Origin of the sequence: Nocardia shimofusensis NBRC 100134 (genome assembly GCF_001613125.1) — a bacterium.
Lineage (GTDB): Bacteria > Actinomycetota > Actinomycetes > Mycobacteriales > Mycobacteriaceae > Nocardia > Nocardia shimofusensis.
This window is the reverse complement of record NZ_BDBT01000010.1, coordinates 88872-112041: the sequence shown is the minus strand read 5'-3', so window position 1 is coordinate 112041 and position 23170 is coordinate 88872. Positions and strand designations below refer to the sequence as shown.

Sequence of the window (23170 nt, the reverse complement as noted above, 5' to 3'; positions counted from 1 at the left end):
TTCTATATGTTATGCACGCAAAGATATAGTAAGCAGAGATTTGCTGTACTTTGTTGTGCGCAGATCCCTCATGCAACATATATCTCGACGAGGTGCACGAGATGCTGCAGACAGCCTTCGGCTGGGATGATGCCCACCTCAACGTGTTCTTCATCGGTTCCGCGCCGCACGACCCGGCCAACGAGAACTACCTTTGCCCGTTCCAGGTGGAGGAGGGCGACCCCGGCATCCCGCAGAACCAGGTCCGCTTGGACGAAACGCTGGCCGAGCCCGGCGACGTGCTCTTCGACTGCTACGACTTCGGTGACGAATGGACGCTCACCTTGCGCCTGACCGAGGTCGTCTCCGCCGCTCCGGACCGGCCGCGCGCGTCCTGCTTCGGCGGCGACCGGCCCGCGCCCGCCGAAGACTGTGGCGGCGTCGACACCTTCGAATTGATCAGTGCCGCCCTCGATGTGGACAATCCCGTTTGCGCACCTGCTGGACGCGATCGGCGACGGGGTCACCCTCACCGCCGCCGGCTACTTGCCGCCGACGGTGGTTGAACGGCTGTTCCGCGAGCTCGACATGGCCACCGACTGGATCGGCAAGGGAAACCGGGAAGATCTGACCCCGCCGGTACGCCATCTGCGTGAGACGGCGCAGCGAATGGGATTGCTGCGCAAACAGAAAGGCAAGCTCCTGACGACCGCGAAAGGCAGATCGCTACGCGACAATCCCGTCGCGCTGTGGTGGCACGTCGCCGCCCGGCTGTCCGGCGGCGCGACCCGCAGCCCCGACCGAGAAGCCGGGCTGCTGTACCTGCTGGCGCTGGCCGCAAGCACCACGGACCGCGCCTACGATTTCGTCGCCGAAACGCTTGCCGCGTTGGGCTGGCGTGACAGCGAACACCGTCCGATCAGCGCTGCTGACATCGGATGGGTGACCGGGCACGTCACCGAGGTCCTCGAGTTGCTCGGCGGATTGCGTCGGGTGCGTGGGCGGGGCAGGCGGGTGGAGCCGGGTGCGGTGCTGCTCGCCCGCGCAGCTCTACGAGTTCGACAGGCCCCGCGCAGTTGAACAGATGATCTGGTCGTGGGGGCGCCACCGAGTTGGGCCTGCCTCTTCGGTCAGGCTGTGGTGTCGCCTCGGCGCCCTGCGTCCAAGCCGGGGTTGCCATCCAGGACAGTGGGATCGACGCCGACCGGTGCGCTGCCGACTATGCGGCCTGCCCTGCCGGATTCGCGCAATCTGTTCCGTGGCAGCTCGAACCGGACCACCTCGACGGGAGGAGCGGCCTCATCACCTGTCGTTGAGCCGGAACTCCAGGAGGCAGCGTTGATCGGTCACATCGGTCACGGCGTCGAGTATCAAACCGTGGTCGGCTGCAAGCGCACGGAACTCATCGATCCGCCGCTCGCGGCCGCCGTAGATCACGAGCATCGACAGATCCATGTCGGTGATCGCGCGCCGGTCACCCACCGGCTCCAGGACCAGGACGCGGCTCGCGGGATGCGCCGCTTCGGCGCAGCGGGCGAGGATGCGGTGAGCGTGTTCGTCGTCCCAGTCGTGAAGGATGTCGGACAGCAGGTAGGCGTCCGCCCCGGCCGGCAGCGCGTCGAAGAAGCTGCCTTCGGTCACTTCGGTTCGGTCGTCGAGATGGTGAGCGACGAAGGTGTGGCGGGCGTCGGTCGCGGTGGCTGCGAGGTCGACGAGATGGCCGCGCATCAGCGGGTGGGCCGTCAGGATCGCGGCCAGCAGCGCGCCTCGCCCGCCGCCGACGTCGACGATGGTGGTGAAACGGGACCAGTCGAAACCGGCGACGATCCGTGGGATCTGCTCCTGGAACCGCAGGATCATCTGTTGGTCGAAGGACGCGCGGAGACGCGGGTGGTCGGCGAGGTCGGTCCAGAAGTCCTTGCCGTACCGGCGCGGGTAGCCCGCGCGACCGGTGCGGATGCTGTGCGCGAGTTCGACGAAAGCCAGCTCGGCGCGACCGGCGGCGGAATCCAGACTCAGGAGGATGTTGGTGAAGCCGCCGTCGGCGTCGGCGCACAGATGCGCGCCGAACGCGGTGGTGCGGTAGCCGGTGGACGATCGCTCCACGACTTCGAGCGTGGTCAGGTGCTCCAGCAGCACCTCGAGCGCGACCGATGAGACTTCGAGCTCGGCCGCGAGCCGGTCCGGCGTCGCGCCGTGGCCGAGGAGCCGGTCCGGCAGGCCCAGCGTCACGGCGACACGCAGCGCCATCGGCGTCGCGAGACCGGCCATGCGACGAAGCTTTTCCGCGCCGATGTCATCGTCCCCCACAAGGACGCACTATCGCATGGGCTCACAGGGGCCTGGCTTTCGGACATCGATTCTTCCTTCGTGTCGAGGTCCGGTGATCAGCTCGGTAGCATTTCCTTTGTTGTGGACATGCGCGTGGGAATCGAGATGGTCGACATACCGCCTGGGGCCGTCGAACTGTCGGATCGGCGGACCCGACGCAGTTGGTCGGTCGACGTCGGTGCCTACCAGCTGACGGCAGTCCCGGTGACTCGAGCGCAATACGCCCGGGTCACCGGCCAGTGGCCGAGTGACGCTCGAGGCGACCGGTTGCCTGTCGACAGTGTCTCGTGGAGCGACGCGATTCGTTTCTGCAACGCGTTGTCCGAGCGAGTCGGCCTTACACCGGCGTACTGCATCGGTGCCGGTGACGAGGAAGTCGACCAGGTCGAGTCGGCCGATGGGTATCGCCTTCCCACCGAAGCCGAATGGGAATACGCGTGCCGTGCGGCCACCACCGGTCCGCGCTACGGCCCGCTCGACGAGATCGCCTGGCACCGTGCGAACTCCGGCGGTCGCATGCACGAGGTCGGCGCGAAGAACCCCAACGCTTGGGGGCTGTACGACATGCTCGGCAATGTGTGGGAATGGTGCTGGGACATCTACGACGCCGACGTGTACGGCGGCTATCGGGTGCTTCGGGGCGGCGGATGGTTCGACGAGCACTGGAGCTGCCGAGCCTCGGTGCGACGTCGCAGCCACCCCACGCTCCGAATCGATGACGTCGGATTCCGAATCGCGCGCTCAGTACCGCACTGATCTGCACTGCTCGCCTCGGACACCAGTCGATCTTCGGATCGGCCCCAGGTATCGGGTTCAGCGCTCCCTCACCGCTGTGAGCGCAACCGCGACAGCCGCCTCCGGTGACTCGACCTCGCTCGCCCCTCCGACGGCCCGCCCCTCGGCATCGACAACCTTCCAGCCGCCGAGGCTGACGACAGGAACGTCTCCACGCCGGTTGGACAGGGCCAACTCCGACAGAGTGCCCCATGACCCGCCGATGATGATCACCGCGTCGGCCGAGGACACGAGTATCGCGTTGCGGGCCTCACCCATCCCCGTGTAGAGCACAGCCGACAGTCCCGCGCAGATCATGGATCGGTCGGTGTCGGGCCGCACGCCGATCACCAGTCCGCCGACGTCGGAAGCGCCCGCGGCGACCGCTGCCATGACGCCCGGCCCGCCGCCGCAGAGCACGGTGGCTCCGGCTTCAGCGAGCAGTCGGCCGACGTGCCGAGCGTTCGCCGCCTCGGTCACGGTGCAGTCCCGCGGCCCGCAGACGGCGACTTGAACAGGTGGCACAGCATGACCTTTCGTCCGCGCCGATCGCCGCGACCGCCGGGTAGATGTCCGAGTGCCTCGGTAGTGGATGCGACACAGTGGTCACAGGCCATCCCGAGGACCGTGTTCGATCATGGCCGCACGCTCGGCCGGCGCTAGTCGTCGGTGGCCGCGGTTCGGGTGAGCATATGCGCTTCCCGCATCCGTCCGTCCGGTGTGAAGCGGCCGAAGAAGCAGACCTCGATAGCGAATTCTTTGCCGCGCTGCCGGACGTGGAGGGTGTACCGGGCGGCGAGCCGGTCGTCGTCGGCGATGGCCTCGTGGACGTCGATGTGACTGCTGGGGCGGTTCTTTCGGATCGGGCGGGTGTGCGCGATCAGCTTGTCGCGATCGATCCGGTGCCCATCGGCGACCTGCACGATGTCGGGGGTGTGGAAACGGTCCACGACGACTGCCGCGTCCTGGTCGTCGGCCAGCAGATGTTCGTTGAAGGAGGTGAAGAAGTCGGCGATGAACCGCGCGGGGTCGGTGCCGGTGAAGGCGGGCATGAGTCTCCTGACGGGACTGAACCAATCTAACTCTTACGAGATGTAAGATATAAGGCGATGAGTACTTTGACAAGATGTAAGAGATCGCGGGGAGCAGATGGCTCGTAAGCAGCGGGCTGATGCCCACCGCAGCCGGGCGGCCATTCTCGACGCCGCCGCGCGCATCCTGAACGAACAACCCGAGGCCAGCGTCGAGACCATCGCCGCCGGTGCGGGAGTGACCCGCCAGACGGTGTACGCGCACTTCCCCTCCCGCGAGCGGTTACTTGTGGCGGTCCTGGACAGGCTCACCGAATTGACCGTCGCCGCGATGGACGCCGCGAAGCCGGACGAGGGCACGGCCGCCGAGGCATTGCTGCGCGTATTCGAGGCGGCCGCACAGGAATCCGGGCGCTACCCGGCCCTGCTGCAACGGATCAACGCGTTGCCGATCTCCGCACGCGAGGACCATGCCCGGCACGCACCGATCGCGGACCGCATCGGCCAGGTGATCCGGCGCGGACAGGACACCGGCGAATTCGACAGCCATCTCCCCGCCGACTGGCTGGTCGTCGCCGCGATCCACCTTGCCCACGCCGCTAGCGAGGAGCGCGGCAGCGGCCGGATGACAGACTCGGACGCCGAGCACGCGTTCACCACCAGCCTGATGCGCATCCTCGCCCCGGCCGGGGGCGCCTGCGCGGGGAGTCAGGACTCTCAGGACGCGGAGACGTGATCGCCTCGGCGCCCGCGAATCTCAGCCTCACCGAGCGACATCGGAGTTCGTCGACAGGCGACGTCGGAATTCACCGCCGAATCTTTGTGATCAGTGCAGGTGGTACTCCGCAGTGAACCAATCCCCGGCACCGGGGCGATCGAGCATCATTCGCGTTTCAGGATTGTCGAAAAGGTGCGTGACAACCGCAGCCAGCACATCAACATCGCATTTCATCAGGTAAGCCGGTATGCCGAACTTCCCCGGCCTGTCGAAGACTTTGTGGGTGGGCTGGGCCGCAGAGTCTGCAAGCCGTATGACGACCATGGCCACATCGGGGTGATATGCGGACGTACGCCAACCGTCCACTTCGACGTCGGACATGTCTTCCCACACCACGAGCCGGTCGCGCAGCCACCGTTGCGGCGCCGCGCTGCGCCGCAGAATGCCCTCGGGGTAGATCTCATACGAAATCTTCGTGAAAGAGGACAACACGAGCACCGGCAGAATGCAGAACGTCAGAACGGAGAACACCAACGCGACCATGGCGGCGTCGGGCTCCTCCGGTGACGCGTAGAGCAGTTCGCCTTCGACACCCGTCCGTGCGGCCCACCAGCTCAGCAGAAACCAACTGCCGAGAGCCGCGACCGCGATCAGTAACGACACGTCCTGTCTGTCCTGCGCAAGGGCAATTCCCTTGCCCAGAACGGCGTTCTCACACCGGCGCACCGGCCGCCCGCGCAACCGTGAAAGCTCTGGCGCGCTCGCGAACAGCGGCGCCGTCGACAGCGCGGCTGTGCCGAGCATGCCGACGATCAGCGAACATTCCGCTGCCGACCGAATGGGGTCGTGAGTTCCCCACATGGGCGCGGTCTCGGCTGCCAAGAAACCGGCCACGATCACGGACCCGCCGGTGACGATCAGGCAGAAGAGCACGAGGTCGAGCCGCCTGTTCGTCGGCCGATGCTCGACGATCTCGAGGCGCGGCAGAGCTGAGGTATCGGTCAACACATCCCCTCTGTGTCGTGGGTTCGTCGGCAGGAAGGCGACCCCCGTATCCATCATCTACCTCTCCCACGGAGCCCTTCGCCGCAGCGGGAAGCGCCCTGCTGTCTCGGATACAGCCGGCAAGGCTTCTTCGGCGGCTCGCGCACGACCGATCGGCTCGCCGACGACGCAGACTCAGCGACCGGCCTCGATAGCTGTGCAGAAATCGGGATGGGCCTGGACCATCACGGACCGTTCGTCGTCGATGGGATAGAAGCAGGCAGCCGAGTTCGCACCCATGCGAAACAGCCATATCGCCACGACCACGCCGATCGGGATGGACCCCGGAACGACGCCGAGCGCCAAGGGAATGACGAAGGGGCGCAATTCGTTCAGCCACAATCCCAGCCAGCCGGCGGCGATCACGAGCAGAAACGCGAGCAGGTTCACCGCCATCAAAGTGATCGGCACCAGGGCGGCTCGGCGGCCTCGCTCATCGATACGAACGCATTTGTCACAGTAGGGCCAAGCGCCGACGAGGATGGTCGACACGGGCGCAGCCCGTTTGTCATACCACTTGACGGGACCGAATCGGGGTGATCGTGGATGTTTGCTGGTGTCGTAGAAGCGGACGCGAAGTGGTCTCCGTGTCGATGCGGGCAAGCCGTGCTGGCTGCAGACGTCGGGGAGTTGCTGTGCGATCTCCAGTTCGAGAGGCTCCACGGTTCGCGCCCCCGGCGCTTTCACGTAGAGCAGCGATGCGTTTGGTAGGGGCTCTCGGCAGCGCCGCAGGCTGATCGTTGCCGTGTCACTCCAGCCAACCACGACGCTGCCTCTCGCCGTAGTAGAGGTCGTCATCATCCGGTTCGTCGGGAGTGACGATCCGGTCGCGGTCGGGTTTGCGTGTGCCGGGGACGACGTGCCTCGGGGTAGTGGTACTTCTGGACGGGGGCGCGTCGTCCGGCGCACTCGACGGAGTTCGGGTGGACGGCTCGGAACCGGGCCGAGGCGAACCGGAATCCATCTTCTCGTCATCGATCGTCGAAGAGGCTTCGGGAGCCTCGACGCGGTATCTTCGGAGTAATTCTTCACCTGCACGAGCCAGCGACTGGATCTGCTCGGGCGTTTGCTCCGCCAGGTCCGCGGCGATCTTCGGCATGGCTGCCTCGCTGAGCCGCGTGAAGGACTCGCTGCGTGCAAGATCTCGGAAGCTTGCTTTTCCGGCAAGTATCTCGCCCAGTTGGTTGCGCAGGTCTTTGTCCACGCCAGGGCTGTCTGCGATGATCTTCAAAACCTTCGACAAGTGACGTGACATGCCGATATCGCCGTTGACTACATCGAGCATCGGCTCGTTATCGCGTTTCATCACTGCACTCCGGGATGATCGTAGGAATTCACGCCCAGTGCTGGTATCTCGGACGCTTCGACAGCCGCACTCATGCCCGCGATGACGAGCCCGAGTAGCGCTTCGGAAGCGTTCACCATGTGACCGAGCTTGCCGATGATCTCCACAATCTTGGTCGCCATGACAGCCAAGATGGCTTTGGCGACGGCCTGAAGCGCGGCCGCAGCTCCGGCTCCCACAACGGATGCCGCGGCAGTCCCGGAGGCAATTTCGGTCGCCATCCACTGAATAGCGAGATCGCCCAGGGTCTGCACTAGGTCAGCTATTCCGTTGGCCATGCCGTAGGACGCCATGGCATAGGCCGAGATCTCGTCTGCGACGGTGGTCAACGGCTCGATTTGACCGTCCAAGGCGTCGGTCAAAGATGAGAAGAACTTCCGCGCGCTCTCGGCCGCGTTTCCCTGCCAGGACGTGTTCGAATCGTTCAGGGCGGCGTCGATCGCCTCGTGGTAGGCCGAGTTGTACTCGGCCAGCTTACGAATGGCGTCGGCAGACTGCTGCAGCGCAACCCAGTCACCCGAGAGATTGTTGGTGATAGTCGAGATGCAGTTGAATCCGCCGTCCACGAAAGGGCTCGAGGCCATCACGATCAGATTGTTCAGATGGTAGGTGAGGCTCGTGCCGTTGCCACTGATGACGAGTTCGACGTAGTCGTGAACCGGGTCGTCCGGCTGTGGTTCCGAAAGTTTCGCTATGGGATACGAGGTGACTGTCATTTGTCGAGCTCCCTGTAGTACCAGTCCAGGTTCTTGGCGCGCTCGAAATCGGTGGTTCGGTACATCCGCGAAGCTTCCAGCAGTTCTGTGGCCGAGTTGTCGGTCACAGTTCCCAGACGCTCATAGTTCTTCTTCAGTTGATCGCACACTGTCTGGAGTTGATCCAGGACCGGTGTGAGGACGAGCCCGCCACTGGACTGAACATTCAGCCATTCTTCAGCGTAGGTGATAGCCCCGTTGTTGTCTTCGGACAATTTCCACAGCGCGCGGGATGCCAAGTCCAAATCGTCTGGCTCGACAGCGAATTGCTCAGTCATACCTTCATTTCCTCGAGTGTGAAGGACCGATCGAGTTCCGTAGCGCGACGGTCCGCAGCGAGCTCGTCGGTACGCGATGACGTGAACGGCATCACCGAACGTTCCCACCCTCTGTCGGCAACGCGCCCGAATGCTTTGGCCCCCAATCAACCGTCACTCGAACGTTGCCGCAACGCTCTGCAGATTGCAAGCCGGGCCCGCGGAGTGCAGTGGGCAGCAGGGTGCCGGGTTCCGTCGATGCAACCCGGCCAGGAGACGGATCAGTCCTCGGCTGCCTCGGCTCCGGGTGCGGCGATGCCGTAGCTCGCGTCTTCAAGCCGTACCGGAGCGCGGCTGCCGTCATCTAGGATACGGAAGACGTTGTATCCGTTGTCGATTCGACCACGGTGGGCGCTCGTGCGGATGCGAATCGAATGTGGCGCACGTCATACCTGCAACATTTCGAAACGGTAATGTTTCGACTTTGTGGCTGTCTACTGTGAGTCTCCCGGCCCGCCGGGCCACACCTGTTCTTCCCAATAGGAATACGCATGAATCGACTTCTCGTCACCGGTCTCATCGCCATCGCTGCCACCGCTGCCGTGGCCGCCCCGGCGCAGGCTCGAGGCTTGACTCTGGTCGACAGTCCGAGCACCGGCAGCACCGAGGTGGTTCCCGACTGCTGGAACGGGCCCATGGTTCTGTTCCACGGCACCGGTTCGGCCACACTGGATAGTGGCGCCCAGGTAGGCGCGAGAATAGCGCTCTGGTTGCTCTCCCTGGTCTCTCCCGGGGCGAACACCGGTAGCGGCGATGAGGCCGCGGTCGACGGCCCGTGTGCCGACCCCGGTGAACGCGACTCGGTGACGCAGTTCTTGACGTACCTGCACTCCGGTTCCGCGCATCACTGATCGCCATTTCACGCCGGGCAGTTCGGGGTGGCGGAGGTGGCCGGCTCCAGTCCACGTCGTGAATCGGACCGAAGTCGGCCTACCGACGCGCCACGGTTACTCATACCGCGAACCGTTCCAGCGCAGGATCTCTTTGGTAATCGTCCCACTCGCGCAGTCGGGTTCGCAGTCGTTGCTCGAAGCCTCGATCGTGTAGCGACCGTCGTCGCCCGGGCCGATCAATTCGGCGTAGTAGTAGGCGTGCGTGGTGCTCTGGTAGTTGAGTCCGTCCGGGTCGTTCCAGCCGATATCCGCGTAGCCGCCGGCGACCGGGACGAGCGTGATCACGCCGTTGTAGCGCCCGGGGTTGTAGGTGATGAACACGTTGTTCGTGGCATCGGTGGCCGGATCGGCGAAGTCCAGTTCGTCACCGTAGATCGAGACCTTCTGGACCAGCAGTTTCGACCCTCTTCGGTCGACCACGGCGATACATCCCTCGCCGACGCCGGACGGCCGACTCAGGCCGACGGTGACCTCGCCGAGTTCCGGGTGACGGACGGTGCGTCGCTCGTCGATTCCTCCGCACAGCGAGGCCAATCCGGCTTGTGCGCCGAACGTCGTGAACAGGGCTATCTCGTATGCGCCGGAGCCGAGCGCGAGGGTGGACAAGGTGTCACCGATGACGATGGTGGCTTGCGCTACCGCGAGGAGCGGGAGCAGCCGGAACCGGAGCTCGCTGATCTTGCCGGTGATGGCGTGGCCGCGTTGGAGGGCATTCCATGCCTCGTCGGAGAGGTGCCCGCTGATCTCGCCGATGATGTCGGGCGCACTCTGGATGGCGCAGCCCGCGATCCGGGCGACGGCTGCGGCGAGCGCCCCGGCATCCGAGGCGGTGACGGCGGAGTTCACCCCTTCGCCGAAGCACACGCCCATAATTCCCAGCTCTATCGCGGTGAGGGCGGTCGGGTCGTCGAAGTGCTCCGCGAGCGCGTTCCAGATGAGGCCGTAGGCGACCGAGGAGGTGGACACCCTGGTCGTGATCTTGGCGGCCGGTTGTGCCGAGAGCGATCGTTCGGTGAATCCGATGTCGAGCCCGGTGCCCGGTGGCAGCACCCATGTCCGCGCACGCTCGGAGGACGGGACACCGAATGCTTCGGTCGTGGCCGTGAGGAATTCCGAGACGAAGGCACTCGGCAGGCCGGAAAACGCCTCCGCATAGGCCCATTTCGGTGTGACCGGTGCGGTGACGATCATCGCCACACCCCGATTGTTGCGGATCTTGACCACCGCGGTCTCGCGGTCGTTCGGGTCGGCTCCGGTGCAGACCAGCATCGGAGCGTCCTTACCTTCCAGGAATATGGCCTCCTCCAGCCAGGCCGGTCGAGGTTGCGTCTCGCAGGACGGCGCGTTCGTGCGGAGACCGGCGGCGGAGGTGAGGACATGGTTCGCTTCGGTGACGAACACCTCCCACCAGCTCAGGTGCGGAATCTCGGCGGTGGCGGTCCGGCGGTCCGCATCGAGGCGGGCCGCGACGACCGTCGACGGCGCGGGCGAATCGCCGGTGCCGCTCGGGCGGCCGACGAAGAAGATCTCGACGCCGCTGGGGACGGGATCAACCGTGCGGTAGGTGAATTCGAGCGGTGTCGATGGCTGGCCCGACGACAGCGTCAGATCGGCACGGCTGAGCGCGGGGGCGCCATCCTGATCCGGGGTGGCCCGCACGGCGAATGTCGCTCCGGCCGGTGCGGCCCCGGCGGGGATCGTGACCGTCCACGACTCGGACACAGCGATTTCGGTGTCCTCGACCGCGCGCACCGGTACCACCTGTTCCTTGATGGGCGGTCCCACCGTCGGTAACGCACCGCCTTCGGTGCCGTCGCCCGGAAGCGCGCATCCGGGCACCAGGCAGGCGAGCGCGAGGAAGATCGCCGACCAGGCCGGCACACCGGGGCGAGTACGGCGCATGGAAACCTCCCGGTCACAGAACACTTCGACCCTCCGACACTATCGGGGCACCGGCACAGTCTGCGGCCTGTGCGTGTCGGTCGAACGGATGAATTCGTCCGCGCGGACGAAGCACTCGCTCGAGGCGTTCGCGGTGCGTCGCGACCTCTCGAAGGGCTGCCGGAACCGGGGCGTGCTGCGTAGCGTCCTATATCGTGGACGGGCAGTCGGAATCAGGGAGGGACATGCGCGCCATCATCGCCGCACGCACTGTGATCGCGGGGGTAGCCGTTCTCGGGCTGGTCAGCGGGTGCTCGGATGTCGGTCTGGGGGGCTCCGCGCCCGGTACGCCTACGGCGGCTGAGCCGGAGATGGACAATCTGCTCGATCCATGTACAGATATCCCGGATGAGTGGCTGATCGAGACTGGTCTGGACCCATCGACTGAGCGCAATGTCGTCAACCCGGACAAGATCTCGTCCTGGCGTATCTGCGGTTGGAAGCCCACCGCGGCTAACTACCGGATGGATCTGCTGTCCACCAGTAAGACTATCGAAGACGCGCGTGCAAACCCGAACCTCACAATCCTCCGTGACATCACCATTGGTGATCGGGCGGGCATCGTGAGCAAGGACGACTTCGAAGGGGCGAGATCCTGCTACATCAGTCTGCCCGCCGAGCAGGGCATGTTCGAGATCGCTGTCGACTGGTTCGGTGACCGACCCGCCGAGGCGCAATGTGACCTCGCGATCAAGCACGCCACCGATCTCGAACCGCATCTACCGAGATAGCTGTACGTCGCAGGGGACACCATGACCGATAGTGCGCAGGCTCAACTTCGTACTTGGCAGAACTTTAAAGAACAAGGCATCAACGGGGAGTTCAAGCTCGAGAACGACATCGGTGAGGCTCTGGTCAAGCGCTGCAACGTGCTTCTAGGTAACTTGCAGGATCTCAGGACGGACGCCGCGCTATTGTCGCGCCTCTCCGGGTACGGCGGCCTCCCTTCTGCTGATGCGCTGAGGAAGAAGTTCGAGCAGAAGGCAACTGGTGGAGCGCCACACGATCCTAACGATAACGCAATCGCCCGCATCGACCAGCACATCGAGATCGTCACCACCATGCGCGACGCGTATTTGGCGGCTATAGGAAAACTCGTGCAGGTCGACCAAGAGACCGGCCAAACCTTGACGAGCCAGGGCGACCAGCTCAACTGATCCGCCACGATCACGTACTTCTTCGCACGGACCTCGCCCTGGAGTCGTACTTCCCCTGCGGAGTGTGCTCGATGTCGACCTCGACCCGCATCCCCTCGGCGATGGTCGTGATGTCCTCGCCACGTACCGCGGATAGGTGGAACCACACGAGCACCCCCTCGCCGGTCTCGATGACCCCTGTGCCATTGCGCGGCGTCCACCGCTGAATGGACCCTGCGACCACGCGCGCCTCCCGTGTCCGTGGACCGACAGCACCCATGATCTACCGGCCCCGACCGGCGCGCCAGGGCGACATCCCAGTTCGAAGCCCCTCCTGGAATCACTTGGCGACCTCGCTCGGCCGCCACCGCGTCAGCACCGCGCACCCCACCGCGAACTCTTCCGCGTCGCGGATAGCCCTGCCCGCGACGAGCTCCAGCTCGAACGCGTCGCCGCCGTGCCCGGTCAGCGCCGCGATCATCTGCCGGGCGGTGGCCCGGATCGCCGACTTGTCGCCGGTCACCGTCCAGCGGTCCACGGCGGGCACGTGGATGAGCCACTGCGGGCCGCAGCAGTGCACTTTGACGTAGTACTGGCGCATGGTCACGACCTCCTCGTCCGGGTGGGCCGGTGTCGGGTCACTCGGTCCATGACAGGGCTTCGGTGAGGGTCACCGGAGGCGGGGGAGGGGTCGGCACCCCGCCTCCGGGACGTTCGGGTGCGGCGGCCCACGTCCGCAGCGCGAGGGCGTAGCGCTCGAGCACGGGCAGCGGCACCGCCTTGTACGGGGCGCGCGGCCGAGGGAACGGAATCCGTTGCGGTAGTGCGTTGGTCATGTGTCCTCCGTGGGTCGACTGGCGGGCGAATGCCGGGGTCTCGCCGCGCCGATCACGGGATCAGTGGAGCACCGGATGCGGGCGGTGTGGAGGTTCCGGCGGAATTTCGCGACGGAAAGTGGCAAACGCCCTGGACACCTTCCAGCGACCCTGCACAATGGCCTCCATGAGGCCGAATCACGGCCTTCCACAAGGTGTTTCGAAATCTTCCAGTCAGCGGTTGCGGGTATTCCACGGAAGGGAGCAAACGGTATGGGGGACAGGGATGAGAGCGCCGACGTCCGGCAGCTCAGGGCCGACATTCGCGGGACAGGGGGCGTTCCACACCGCAGCCTCGGGCGGTGCCTGCGGGGGATGAGGCAGGAATCCGGGCTGTCGATCGAAGTGGCCGCGCGGGCGATCGGGCGTGGGGCGGGGACGTTGCATCGGTTGGAGACCGGTGCGCCGAACGTGGTCGTGCGGGAGGAGGATCTGCGGCGGCTGTGCAAGCTGTATCAGCGGGTGGACATGTTGCCGGTGCTGAAGTCGCTGGCGGCGCAGGGGAGGACGCCGTCGTGGTTGGACGAGTTCCCTGACCAGGTGAATCCGACGTTCAACGCCTACATCCAGATGGAGGCGGCGGCAGCGCACCTCACGTTCTATCGGCCCGACATGGTGCCCGGACTGTTCCAGATCCCGGACTACGCGAGGGCGCTGGATCGTGCGTACTTCCCCATGGACACCGCTGAGGAGATCGAGAGGCGAGTGCGCGTCCGGCGCAACCGGCAGGCGTTGATCACTCGCGATTTCGCCCCGGTCTCGGCGGTGCTCGTGTTGGACGAGGCGGCGATCCGGCGCGTCGTCGGCAGCCCAAGAACCATGTCGGCGCAGCTGCGGCACCTGGCGGACCTGCCACCCAACGTGCGGGCGCAGGTGGTTCCGTTCGCAGCGGGGTTTCCGCTCGGAACGTCGACCGGCCCATTCACCGTCCTGGACTTCGCTGCTGATAGCGACGGCCGCCCGTTGGAGCCTCCGGTGGTCCATGTCCAGAGCTACACCGGCGACATCTACTTGGAGCGTGCCAGCGCTGTTCGCAGGTACAAGGCTGGAATCGATGTCCTGCGGCGGGTAGCGTTGGACAGCGTCAACAGCAAGCGTCTGCTGCGGCAACTGGCGAAGGAGTTCGACTGTGTCCGTTGATCTATCCGGAGCTCGCTGGTTCAAGAGCAGCCTCAGTTCGGCTGGTAGTGAGTGCGTCGAGATCGCGCATCTGGATGGCGGACGGGTAGGGGTGCGCGACTCGAAGGACCCCAGCGGTGGGGTCTTGGTGTTCACGCCTTCGGAGTGGGATGCGTTCCTGGCCGGCGCGCGAGACGGCGAGTTCGACCGTCCCTAATCGCTGGCGTCCCCGGCTCTCCGCAGCTCGAATACAGTCGGTGGGTCGCCCCGAAGTCCGTTGCTGCCAACCTCTGTTGCGTTCGCTCGGGCTGTGCCAATCCACTTGGTGGTGTTGTAGTGATGATATCGGCTGATGCTGGATTGTACGAGGAAGTACTCGATCGGTTGGGGGATGACAGAACGGTGACGGTAGTCTGATCGGCGTCCATTCCGTTCCAGTCGGGCCAGCTCCTCGCTGGGACGATGGATGTTCTGCGTGATGCTCGGACAGAGGGGGCGTGTTGTCGGGATCCGGGGAAGAGGCAACGAACTTTGCTGTTGTGCCCGCCGAGGTAACCGACGCTGGTCGGTTCGTACAGTTGACAGCCGAATCGCTGGTGAACGGTCTGCAGTCGCTCGACGCCGACGTGAGCGCGCTGCTCAACTCCTGGAAAGGAACGTCTGCGGATGCTTGTCGCCTTGGTTGGGACGAGATCAAGTACGGCGCGGACACGGTTCTGAATGCACTGGCGACGATGGCCGAGCTTCTGGGAGTGACTAGCCAAGTGCTGGAGGATAAGGATAGGGAGCGAGCACAGACGACGAGTTCGCTCGATCTGCCATAGGGGGACCGCGATGGATAACACGCAACCTTTCCAGGTGAAACTGACCGAATTAGAAGATATCGTCATTCGTCTGAACGGATTCTCCGGTTTTCTCGCCGATAGCTTGTCGGGACTGCAACAGCGCATTGACGATGTGCAGCAGAAGTGGAATGGTGCGGCGGCCGATGCGCAAGCCGAAGCATTCCGACAGTGGATGGCTGGCGCCACAGATGTGTCCGACGGGATCGATGCGATAAAGCAGGCGATTGTAGATGCACGCAACCGCTACGAGAGCGCAGCTTCGGCAAATCTTCGCATGCTCGGCAGAGCGTAGGTGCGCGTGTGTCCGAATTCAATGTAGATCCGCTCGTCTACGTTTCGACCGCAAGCAACCTCAACACCTATGCTGTGGACTTCCATAAGGCGTTCGCAGACGCGATGGCGCAACTATCCGGCAGTGAAGAGATGGGTGGTTCTGTCGGAGCATGTAAGGAATGGGCCGGATCCTACGACGCGCTCGCTCTTGATGTGTATGTGCTTTCAAGCAATTTAGTTCAGGCCATAGATAATTACGCCAACATCCTGCTGCAGGCCGGCTATAACTATGCTCTCGCTGACCATGAGAGCGGATCAGGTCGGCCAGAACCTGGGGAACCGGCGGCACTTCCATTCGCGTGGAGCACCTGCCCGCAACCGCCGCCTTCGGCTGGAGGCCCTGGTAACGGGTTGGTCGATGATGGGTTCGAACTCGCCAGCAAGGCAGGGGTGCCCATTCCTGACGGCGACCCGGACAAGCTACTTGCAGCCGCTAACGTTTGGGATACTTTGGCGAAAAGCGGCGCTGTAGCCGGGCTGGTCAGCAAGCTCGAGAGTGCAGCGAACAATTTCAGTGCGGTTACTGCGCCCGAGGCTTCGTTCATCGACGAAGACATCCGCGAGATGAAGGCGGCGGCCGAGGATGTGGCCTCCATCTTCGCTGACATCGCGCAGTCATGTCGGGATCAGAAGGTGGCCATCGACAAGATGCGTGCCAAGCTGATCTCGTTGCTGGAAGACCTCGCAAAGGACATCGCCACCGAGGTGGCAGTCACTCTAGTATGTTCCGCAGTCGCGGGGGCGCTGTCTGCGGGTTTCGGTGCAGCGGCGGTGGCTGCGCTACGTGCGGGCAAAATCGTGGAAAAGGTCACGAAATATGCTGGCAGGATCAAAGGTATCATTGATGCCGCTGAATTAGCGGTCAAGGTAAGAACGCAAAAAGTTGTATCCGATGTTCGGAGCAAGCTTCAGCGAATAATCGACCTCGTCAAGAGACGTGGAGATGACACCGTCAAGAAGGCGGATGACGAGGTCGATATCCCTAAAGTTGGGGCTGTTCCGAAGTTCAACAGCACGGAGATGGACCCGCACTATGTGGGTGAGGAAGTTCCCGGAAACTCCATATGGCCTGGCTCGAACGTTAAATATCTCACCGAAGAGGAGCGTCAGGCTTACCAAATCTTCGTAAGAGATGGCAAGATATACGATGCGAATGGAAATCTGTTTGACACATCTGCGGCGTCCACCGCTCACACACCAGGTGGCGGCAGGGCCATTTTTGTGATGGATGAAAATGGCAACATGTATGCGTCTACGCACCATGCGGTGGGCGAGTTTCATCACTCGAGCTTTCTTGGTGGGCAGCCGGTTTCGGGCGCGGGGGAGCTTCAAGTTGTCAACGGCGAACTCAAGTTGATCACCGATCAGAGTGGACACTACAAGCCGACGCAGCAGTATACGCAGCAAGTGGTCAAGAATTTGCAAGATCAGGGTGTTCGGGTAGATTCATTGCAAGTACAAATGATGGCGCCCAACTAAGAGGAAGGTTTTGAAATGGCGGATAACTGGCGGCCTGTCGTGAACGCGGTTCTGTATATGTCGCAATTTTCTACCGCGTTGGATGAAGCTGAGGCGCAAAGGGTGTCGGCTGCCCTTTTGGAGAAGCCGCTGGGAAACCTGACTCCAGAACAGGAATATAGGGCACTCGCGGACGCGCTGGAGTCCGGCCAGGAACTCGATACTGTCGTCAAGGTTAAGCACGCACCCGCCGAGGTTCGAAGCTTTCTCAGCAGAGTGGTCGCCGAACTTGATGCGATGCGCCCGTGGCCGCTACCTCCACTGCGGGAGATTCCTATTACGCAATGGTCGAATTCTGTCTCCGTCGGGCCGATCGCGCAGATAGCAGTGGGCTGGCCTGCCATCGAAGGTAGGGTTGGTAAGACATTTAAACGGCTGGAGAATGGCCAAGGTCTGCTCGTTGCGTTGCGATCGGGAAGTGAACTGGCCCTGATATGGCCCAGTCAAAGCGGCAAGGCTGCGACCGATGTTTTTTCGCTTGGGCAGGAGCGAACGGCCTCGGCGATAGCGCAGGAATTGATCTCCGCGACGTCGCTAAACGCGGACGAAATATCCATTTCGTAGCCTATTGAGCACAATAGCGGCTACTTCTTCGGAAAAGTGCGACGCTGCTCTCGCCACTCCGCTGGAGTGGATGGAAGTCTGTCGATTTTAGAGCAAGGCTCGTCAGAGTGTTCGGGAGTTGTCAAATACTCGTCTTTTGGGGCCGGGGGGGGGTGCCATTGATAAGATTTTCCTACGAATGGTTCAGGAGAAAATTCGACAGCTGCTTATGTGGAGATTATCGATATCCGTTCTCGAATCTTGAAATTGGCGTTTTCGGTCCTGCCGGCGAAGGATTCGCCCCTTCAACTCGCCTGTTGCTGGCGTCAACAACCGCATGACCCATAACGATTAGGTGGTCTTTTCCTCTCGGCTGGCTGAACACTCCGTGCACCACCTCATCCTGCGTGAAGTTAGTTCCCGCGCATCTCCTTGGGAGTATGTGCCGTAAGCGATGTTATGATCTCGGCATACCGCGAAAACTTCCGGATCTTTCTGTCTTGACGCGATGATCGTGAGATCGCCCAATTGGTGGGCAAAAATCGCCTTCCCGCGTCCAGAGCGGAATGGTGCTAACTCCATGACGTCTCCTGGTCGCCATTCGCCAACTATCGAATTGGGGTCGATAGCTTGTAGGCGCAGCTTAATATTTGCAGCTACTGATTGAGCCATCAGCTTGTCGCGTTCAAGCATTGCTTTCTCATAGCGTCTGCTCTGCTCGGCCATGCGCTCTCGATCGGTTGCACGCTTGTTGAGGAGTTCGCGGACTCGCGGTTGGATCTCCTCTGCAAGCTCCATCGCAAGTGATTCTGCGCGCCGCGATGAAGTCCGTTCGCCTGCCTGGATGACCTCACCGATTTGTAGCTCGCCTGACGGGTTAGTCGTGGCCAGCTTGACGACATACGCCCATCGTCGTGCTGCAATCTTGCGAAGAAAGATCGTTGTGGCCCGGTCATGGTCCGTCAACGTGCGATCTGGGGGGCCACCCAGCGCACTTTCCAGGCTTTGCAATCCCGCGTGGCCTCTGATCATGACTGCGCCTCCTCAGGTGTTCGCTGGGTTTCGAGGCGCGCTTGACTATCGCTGCCCATGGTGCGGCTAAGCCTTAGGAAATGATGGTGCGCAAGTTCCATGTCGCGTTCGCGGTCCACGTTAGTGAAAGGGGCGGCGTAGGTAATGCCGTCGACGGTGATATCGGTGCGGCCGATAGTGGGGTCTTTTCGCAGTTCGGAGGCGAGTTTGGTCGGGAGTTGGCGGCCGTTGGCGTCGTAACGGGCTTCGCGTTCGTAGCGTTGCAGGACGGGGAATTGGGTGCGGTAGATGGTGAGGAGTTCTTCGGCGGTGATGCCGAGCATTACCGCGCCGATTGCATCGATCTCGATCAGGGCCTGGCGACGGTCGGCAGCTTCGCGGATCGGTGTGGACGCATGCCATGTTGAACCCGGATCACCGAGTTGTGATCGGTTGGTCCTGTCGATACCGACGTGTTCGACCCAAGCATCCTGCGCCCAGGATGGGGTGTGCATTGCCTCCCATAGATCTGCGAACGGTCTCACCATGCAGTTCAGACGAAGCGTTCGGAGGACGAGTTGCTGTTCGAGGCAGTGGTCGCGAATGTGAGGTATCCGCGCCATCAGACCATTCTTCAACTCCGATGCGCCGCTAACCTTGATGAGGAAGTCCGCTACCAATGAGGACCATATTCCTGCTGCTACTACGAGATCACCGAGCGTTGGGAACTTTGCTGAGAGAACTGTTCCGACGAAGGATGGCCCCGGTGGAACCAATGAGGAATGTAGGGTTCGGACGGTGGCAGAGTCCGCCATGCGCCGCCAGGCCAGGCGGTAGTAGTTGGAACTCGGTTCGCCGTCCCAGTGTGGGTAGGCCGCCAGGTACTCGGCCGATGGCCTGGCCACCTGGTAGTTCGTTCGGGGGATGAAATCCTCTCGCAGCGTTTCCAGGTCGATCGGTGAGTAGTCCTTGTTGCTGCGCATCGTCGGGTTGCCCTGCTGGTAGATCGGGGTGGCGACGGTGAGGTGCGGGCCTTGCAGGATCACATCGGCCCAGCGGTCGGGGACGGCGGAGCGGGATTCGAAGTAGCCGAGCTTGCGGTCTGCGGACTCATGCCAGCCCGCCGTCCACTGGAAGCCGATGTCGGCGAGGCGGGGTGCGGCGGCGATCTTCTCCAGAACGGCGGCGCTGGCGCGGTTCACCGGATAGAGCATGCGGGCTTCGGCGGCGGGGGTGCCGGGTTCATCGATCAGCGCCGCCCAGCCTGCGAGCTCGCTCTCGGTGACAGGGACGATGCGTTCGGCGTGTGGGCGGACATCCCAGTGACCCTCGGAGTTTTTCAGGCCCGGCGCGAGGCCGTTGCCGTCATGTCGCAGTGAACGAGCTGCCATGTCTGGGTGGTATAGCGACGAGCCTTGCATGAAGTGGACATCGGATACCGCGCCGTATACATGCACACCGTATTCGACGCCGTTGTCGATCTCCCGGAAAATTTTGAGTGCGTTGCGGAACTGCCAGTGCCGCCGCAGGCGGTGGTAGCACTCCCGTCGCAGGTTGGCGGCGCGGGCCTCGGTGAAATGACTCTCCGGATGAATCAGGGAGACGATGCCGTTCGCCGTCATCGAACGCCAGGTGCGTTCCATGAAGCAGCGATACATATCCGGCTGCAAACCGGTCAGAACGGGACGGCCGATTCCCGACCCGAGGTGCGCGCTCTGCCCGGCCTGCTTCGCCCGTTCGTCCAGCAACGTCTTCCGTGTAGTCGGAACAGCCAGCGCCTCGGCCAGTTTCGCGCGCTTGGTGGCCTCCGACGGTTTGTTCGCCAACTGCCACCACGGGTCGAAGTCGGCCAGCACCGCCGCCTCGTCCCAGTCCGGGCGCACCCACGGCGGATTACCCACCTGGAGGTCGAAGCCGCCACGGGCGAACCGTGGGGCGAAGTCGAGTTCCCAGTGGAAGAAACCCTGGTCCCCGGCGATGTCGGCGGCCACCTCGAGCCACGGGAAGGCGGTGAGCGCCCTGTCGATCGGCTGTGCTTGGGCGAACGCGCGGTCGGTGTCCTCGGCGATGTCCAGGTCGTACCAGCTCAGATCCCCCGCGATGCTGATCTGCCCGTGCTTCTCGAACTTGCCCGCCTTGGGGGCGAGGCCGAGCAGCGCTTCCAGGCCGCCGACCCACTGATCCCAGTCGGGGGCGGGCACGTCGCCGGTCACCGGCCAGGACCACAGCGCGCACCAGGCGTCCATCACCCGGCGCAGTCGCCGGTAGGCGCCGCTCTCGTCGTGCAGCACGGCTTCGATCTGTTCGCGGGTGACCGCGGGGCCGGGTTCGACCGGTTCGCCGCCCCACAGGCGCAGGTCGCGGCGGATGGCCGATTCGGCGATGGTGAGCCGTCGCGTGGTCAGCTCCCAGAGTGTTTCCACCCGCTGGGCCAGTGCGGTGAGGCGATGGACAATGCTCTTGGGCGGTGATTTGCGGATCTCGTTGCGCCACAAGCGGAGTTCTTCGCGCTTGTTCGGCGCGTAGGTCTTCGCCTCGGGGGTGTCGGCCATCGCGCCCCAACCGTCGGCGGGCAGCAGGAAGTGGTGGATGCCCGTGCCGGTCTCGGTGCCGAGCGGCACGTCCTTCGGCACGGTCTTCAACCACGCCTTCTTCGCCAGCTGCCCCGGCTGATACACCGCGCGCCGCGCGCCGATGAGCGAATTGCCGCGGCGCAGATGTAGACCGAACCACGGCGCCTGCAAGCCGGCGACCATGGTGTCCAGCCACAGCGAGATCTCGGCGAGTTCCACGGCGGTGGCGTTCAGGTCGACGCCGTAGACCTGGTGCAGGGCGATGTGCGCCTTCACCTTCTGCAATTCGACCGGGTACTGATCGGCTTCGATGAGCCGGCCGAGGTCTTCCTGTTTGCGCTCGAGGTATTCGGCGGCGAGTTGGCGGACGGCTTCGATGGCGAACGCGCCGGAGCCGAGGGCGGGCTCGCAGATGGTGAGCTGGAGGATTTCCTCGGGGGTGGTGCGGTGGCCGTTCTGGTCGAGCAGTTCCTCGAGGGCCTGGGAGACGACGAACTTGGTGAGCACTTCGGGGGTGTAGTACGAGGCGGACTGCTGGCGTTCGCGGCCGGCGAGGCGGAAGACGAAGGTGCCTTCGCGGTGCAGGACGGGGCGCTGTTCGTGGGTGTGCGGGTCTTCGGTGCGGACGAAATCGGTTTCGGCGAGGTGGTCGGCGCGGTCGACGGGCACCACCCAGGAGCCCTTCTCGGGGTTGCCGTCCTTGGCGACCTCGAACAGGTCCTGTTCGGCGAAGAACCCGGTGTAGGACATCAGGCCCTCGTAGACGGCGCCGAGCTGGTTGATGCCGAGTTCGGCGTAGCTGATGAAGCCGCGGTCGGCGCCCTTGCGGCCCTTGCTCTCCTTGCTCAGCAGCAGGTGTTCGAGCACCTGCTGGGTGGCCTCGTTGCCGAGACCGACCTCGTCGATGAGGGCGGTGGCCTTCGGGGCGAACAGGTCGGCGCGCAGGGGGTTGAACTGGAGGCCGGGGGCCGGGTCGTCGGCGCCGTTCTCCGGTTCGGCGGGGGTGTGCCCCTGGTCGACCAGGTCGAACAGTTTCTTCAGCGACTCGTAGAGGTGGGTGCCGGTGCGGGCGCGGTGCGAGACGAGTTCGGCGAGGGTGAGTTCGCGCAGGCGGTCGAGGCCGTAGCCCTCCTCGTATTCGGCCGCTCCGGTGGGCAGCACCTGCATTTCCGGGGAGGCTTCGGCATACAGCAGGAACAGGATTCGATACAGGAAACGCAGGGAGTGCTTGGCGAGTTCGGTGCCGTCGACGCCGTCCATCGTCTGGTTCTTTTCGCGGCGGCGGCGCACGACCTCGTTGGCGATGATCTCGATGGACAGGCGGATGCCTTCCCGCAGATCCTTGGAGACGCCGACGGTGTGCTTGACCGAATCCTCCAGCACGCCGGTCCACCAGATGGCGCCGTCGGCGTCGGGGCTCAGCGCCTGGTGGCCGAAGATGGCGGCGGCGCGGTCTATTTCGCCGCCGCGGGCGTCGTGCCTGCGTTCGGCGACGACGAGCAGGTCGACGGCGAGGTAGCGGCCCTCGGCCCAGCGTTCGGCCTCGGCGAGCAGATGCCACTGGCCTGCCTGCACCACGACGAAGGCGGGCGGGGTGTCGGAACGGAAGGCCGCCGAGACGGCCTTGGACGCCGACTCGATCGGCTTGCCGTCCTCGACGGCGGGGGTGAGGAGCAGGCCGGTCTCGGGGGCCAGCAGATCTTCCAGTGCCGACACCGGGTTCGCTTGCAGGAACAGCACGTTCGCGGTGGTGGGGAGCTGGGCGTCGGGGATCGACAGGTCCGAGCCCGCGCGTTCGGCGGTGAAAGCCGACAGTTCGCCCGTGAAGCCGAAGACGTCGCGAACCTGGGCGTGGGCCTTGGGGGCGGTCTCGGGGTTCTCGACGAGGGCGGCCAGGGCGGTCTGCAGGTCACGGGCGGCGGCGAGGAAGCGGCTGCGGACGGTGGGGCGGCCCTCCTTGGCCTCGGCATCCCAGGCCTTGCGCAGTTCCATGACCTTGCCATGGAAGGACTCCTTCACCGAATCGGTGGTGAAGTAGTGCTCGCTGATCCAGTCCTCGCCGACGACGATGGAGTCGAAAGAAGGCATG

26 protein-coding genes are annotated in these 23170 nt (G+C 63.9%); 13 read left to right on the top strand and 13 right to left on the bottom strand.

Going from position 1 to position 23170, the window contains the following annotated elements; genetic code table 11:
- Positions 1–50 precede the first annotated feature (50 nt).
- Both NS3_RS13560 and NS3_RS13555 read left to right on the top strand, forming a co-directional pair.
- The gene (locus NS3_RS13560; protein ID WP_307609903.1) at positions 51–545 is read left to right on the top strand and encodes a plasmid pRiA4b ORF-3 family protein; all 495 of its coding nucleotides are present in this window, start codon (positions 51–53) and stop codon (positions 543–545) included.
- Positions 538–1059: a hypothetical protein gene (locus NS3_RS13555; RefSeq protein ID WP_157101318.1), complete on the top strand. Its 522-nt coding sequence runs from the start codon at positions 538–540 to the stop codon at positions 1057–1059. The genes NS3_RS13560 and NS3_RS13555 overlap by 8 nt, the downstream gene beginning before the upstream one ends.
- Positions 1060–1281: 222 nt before the next feature.
- Here the strand turns inward: NS3_RS13555 and NS3_RS13550 are convergent, their stop codons facing one another.
- Positions 1282–2211 (bottom strand): methyltransferase, encoded by a 930-nt coding sequence (locus NS3_RS13550; protein WP_218018229.1) that lies wholly within the window; start codon positions 2209–2211, stop codon positions 1282–1284.
- Between the two features lie 204 nt (positions 2212–2415).
- On the opposite strand from NS3_RS13550, the gene NS3_RS13545 reads away from it, so the two are divergent.
- The gene (locus NS3_RS13545) at positions 2416–3066 is read left to right on the top strand and encodes a formylglycine-generating enzyme family protein (protein ID WP_067859504.1); all 651 of its coding nucleotides are present in this window, start codon (positions 2416–2418) and stop codon (positions 3064–3066) included.
- A 57-nt stretch (positions 3067–3123) separates the two neighbouring features.
- On the opposite strand, the gene NS3_RS13540 is transcribed toward NS3_RS13545, so the two are convergent.
- Together NS3_RS13540 and NS3_RS13535 are read right to left on the bottom strand one after the other, a co-directional pair.
- Positions 3124–3609, bottom strand: a complete 486-nt coding sequence (locus NS3_RS13540) for an SLOG cluster 4 domain-containing protein (protein WP_084495483.1) — start codon at positions 3607–3609, stop codon at positions 3124–3126.
- A gap of 134 nt (positions 3610–3743) precedes the next feature.
- Positions 3744–4136 (bottom strand): nuclear transport factor 2 family protein, encoded by a 393-nt coding sequence (locus tag NS3_RS13535; RefSeq protein WP_067859169.1) that lies wholly within the window; start codon positions 4134–4136, stop codon positions 3744–3746.
- A gap of 97 nt (positions 4137–4233) precedes the next feature.
- Between NS3_RS13535 and NS3_RS13530 the strand changes: the two genes are divergently transcribed.
- Positions 4234–4851, top strand: coding sequence for a TetR/AcrR family transcriptional regulator (locus tag NS3_RS13530; RefSeq protein ID WP_067859166.1), 618 nt, complete (start codon positions 4234–4236; stop codon positions 4849–4851).
- 90 nt (positions 4852–4941) lie between these two features.
- On the opposite strand, the gene NS3_RS13525 is transcribed toward NS3_RS13530, so the two are convergent.
- The 5 genes from NS3_RS13525 to NS3_RS13505 form a co-directional block, all read right to left on the bottom strand.
- Entirely contained in the window at positions 4942–5895 is a 954-nt protein-coding gene (locus tag NS3_RS13525) for a hypothetical protein (RefSeq protein WP_157101317.1), read from the bottom strand.
- A 117-nt stretch (positions 5896–6012) separates the two neighbouring features.
- Entirely contained in the window at positions 6013–6369 is a 357-nt protein-coding gene (locus NS3_RS13520) for a hypothetical protein (RefSeq protein WP_157101316.1), read from the bottom strand.
- Between the two features lie 256 nt (positions 6370–6625).
- Positions 6626–7183 (bottom strand): hypothetical protein, encoded by a 558-nt coding sequence (locus NS3_RS13515; RefSeq protein WP_067859157.1) that lies wholly within the window; start codon positions 7181–7183, stop codon positions 6626–6628.
- On the bottom strand, positions 7183–7938 hold the full coding sequence (locus NS3_RS13510; protein ID WP_067859154.1) for a hypothetical protein: 756 nt from the start codon (positions 7936–7938) through the stop codon (positions 7183–7185). The genes NS3_RS13515 and NS3_RS13510 overlap by 1 nt, the downstream gene beginning before the upstream one ends.
- Positions 7935–8255, bottom strand: a complete 321-nt coding sequence (locus NS3_RS13505) for a type VII secretion target (RefSeq protein ID WP_067859151.1) — start codon at positions 8253–8255, stop codon at positions 7935–7937. Before NS3_RS13505 ends, NS3_RS13510 begins: the two co-directional genes overlap by 4 nt.
- Positions 8256–8785: 530 nt before the next feature.
- On the opposite strand from NS3_RS13505, the gene NS3_RS13500 reads away from it, so the two are divergent.
- Positions 8786–9145: a hypothetical protein gene (locus NS3_RS13500; RefSeq protein WP_067859148.1), complete on the top strand. Its 360-nt coding sequence runs from the start codon at positions 8786–8788 to the stop codon at positions 9143–9145.
- Between the two features lie 96 nt (positions 9146–9241).
- On the opposite strand, the gene NS3_RS13495 is transcribed toward NS3_RS13500, so the two are convergent.
- The gene (locus NS3_RS13495; protein WP_067859145.1) at positions 9242–11089 is read right to left on the bottom strand and encodes a hypothetical protein; all 1848 of its coding nucleotides are present in this window, start codon (positions 11087–11089) and stop codon (positions 9242–9244) included.
- A 224-nt stretch (positions 11090–11313) separates the two neighbouring features.
- On the opposite strand from NS3_RS13495, the gene NS3_RS13490 reads away from it, so the two are divergent.
- Positions 11314–11859 carry a DUF3558 domain-containing protein gene (locus NS3_RS13490; RefSeq protein ID WP_067859141.1) on the top strand — a complete coding sequence of 182 codons (546 nt, stop codon included), beginning with the start codon at positions 11314–11316 and terminating at the stop codon, positions 11857–11859.
- Between the two features lie 21 nt (positions 11860–11880).
- Positions 11881–12285 (top strand): hypothetical protein, encoded by a 405-nt coding sequence (locus NS3_RS13485; protein WP_067859139.1) that lies wholly within the window; start codon positions 11881–11883, stop codon positions 12283–12285.
- Between the two features lie 319 nt (positions 12286–12604).
- On the opposite strand, the gene NS3_RS13475 is transcribed toward NS3_RS13485, so the two are convergent.
- Both NS3_RS13475 and NS3_RS13470 read right to left on the bottom strand, forming a co-directional pair.
- The gene (locus NS3_RS13475; RefSeq protein ID WP_067859134.1) at positions 12605–12871 is read right to left on the bottom strand and encodes a hypothetical protein; all 267 of its coding nucleotides are present in this window, start codon (positions 12869–12871) and stop codon (positions 12605–12607) included.
- 31 nt (positions 12872–12902) lie between these two features.
- Positions 12903–13100, bottom strand: coding sequence for a hypothetical protein (locus NS3_RS13470; RefSeq protein WP_067859131.1), 198 nt, complete (start codon positions 13098–13100; stop codon positions 12903–12905).
- Positions 13101–13175: 75 nt separating this feature from the next.
- Between NS3_RS13470 and NS3_RS13465 the strand changes: the two genes are divergently transcribed.
- The 6 genes from NS3_RS13465 (at position 13176) to NS3_RS29080 (ending at position 17518) form a co-directional block, all read left to right on the top strand.
- Positions 13176–14279, top strand: coding sequence for a helix-turn-helix domain-containing protein (locus NS3_RS13465; protein WP_373865307.1), 1104 nt, complete (start codon positions 13176–13178; stop codon positions 14277–14279).
- The gene (locus NS3_RS13460; protein ID WP_067859125.1) at positions 14269–14475 is read left to right on the top strand and encodes a DUF397 domain-containing protein; all 207 of its coding nucleotides are present in this window, start codon (positions 14269–14271) and stop codon (positions 14473–14475) included. Before NS3_RS13465 ends, NS3_RS13460 begins: the two co-directional genes overlap by 11 nt.
- A gap of 280 nt (positions 14476–14755) precedes the next feature.
- On the top strand, positions 14756–15082 hold the full coding sequence (locus NS3_RS13455; protein ID WP_084495481.1) for a WXG100 family type VII secretion target: 327 nt from the start codon (positions 14756–14758) through the stop codon (positions 15080–15082).
- A 34-nt stretch (positions 15083–15116) separates the two neighbouring features.
- Positions 15117–15395: a WXG100 family type VII secretion target gene (locus NS3_RS28445; RefSeq protein WP_169811640.1), complete on the top strand. Its 279-nt coding sequence runs from the start codon at positions 15117–15119 to the stop codon at positions 15393–15395.
- Between the two features lie 8 nt (positions 15396–15403).
- Positions 15404–16915 carry an IQM protein middle domain-containing protein gene (locus NS3_RS13450; protein ID WP_157101314.1) on the top strand — a complete coding sequence of 504 codons (1512 nt, stop codon included), beginning with the start codon at positions 15404–15406 and terminating at the stop codon, positions 16913–16915.
- A 15-nt stretch (positions 16916–16930) separates the two neighbouring features.
- A complete protein-coding gene (locus tag NS3_RS29080; protein WP_157101313.1) occupies positions 16931–17518 on the top strand; it encodes a hypothetical protein in 588 nt (195 codons plus the stop codon).
- A gap of 330 nt (positions 17519–17848) precedes the next feature.
- On the opposite strand, the gene NS3_RS29075 is transcribed toward NS3_RS29080, so the two are convergent.
- Entirely contained in the window at positions 17849–18529 is a 681-nt protein-coding gene (locus NS3_RS29075) for a hypothetical protein (RefSeq protein WP_157101312.1), read from the bottom strand.
- Positions 18526–23169 carry an Eco57I restriction-modification methylase domain-containing protein gene (locus tag NS3_RS13445; protein WP_067859117.1) on the bottom strand — a complete coding sequence of 1548 codons (4644 nt, stop codon included), beginning with the start codon at positions 23167–23169 and terminating at the stop codon, positions 18526–18528. The genes NS3_RS29075 and NS3_RS13445 overlap by 4 nt, the downstream gene beginning before the upstream one ends.
- Between the last annotated feature and the right edge of the window lies 1 nt (position 23170).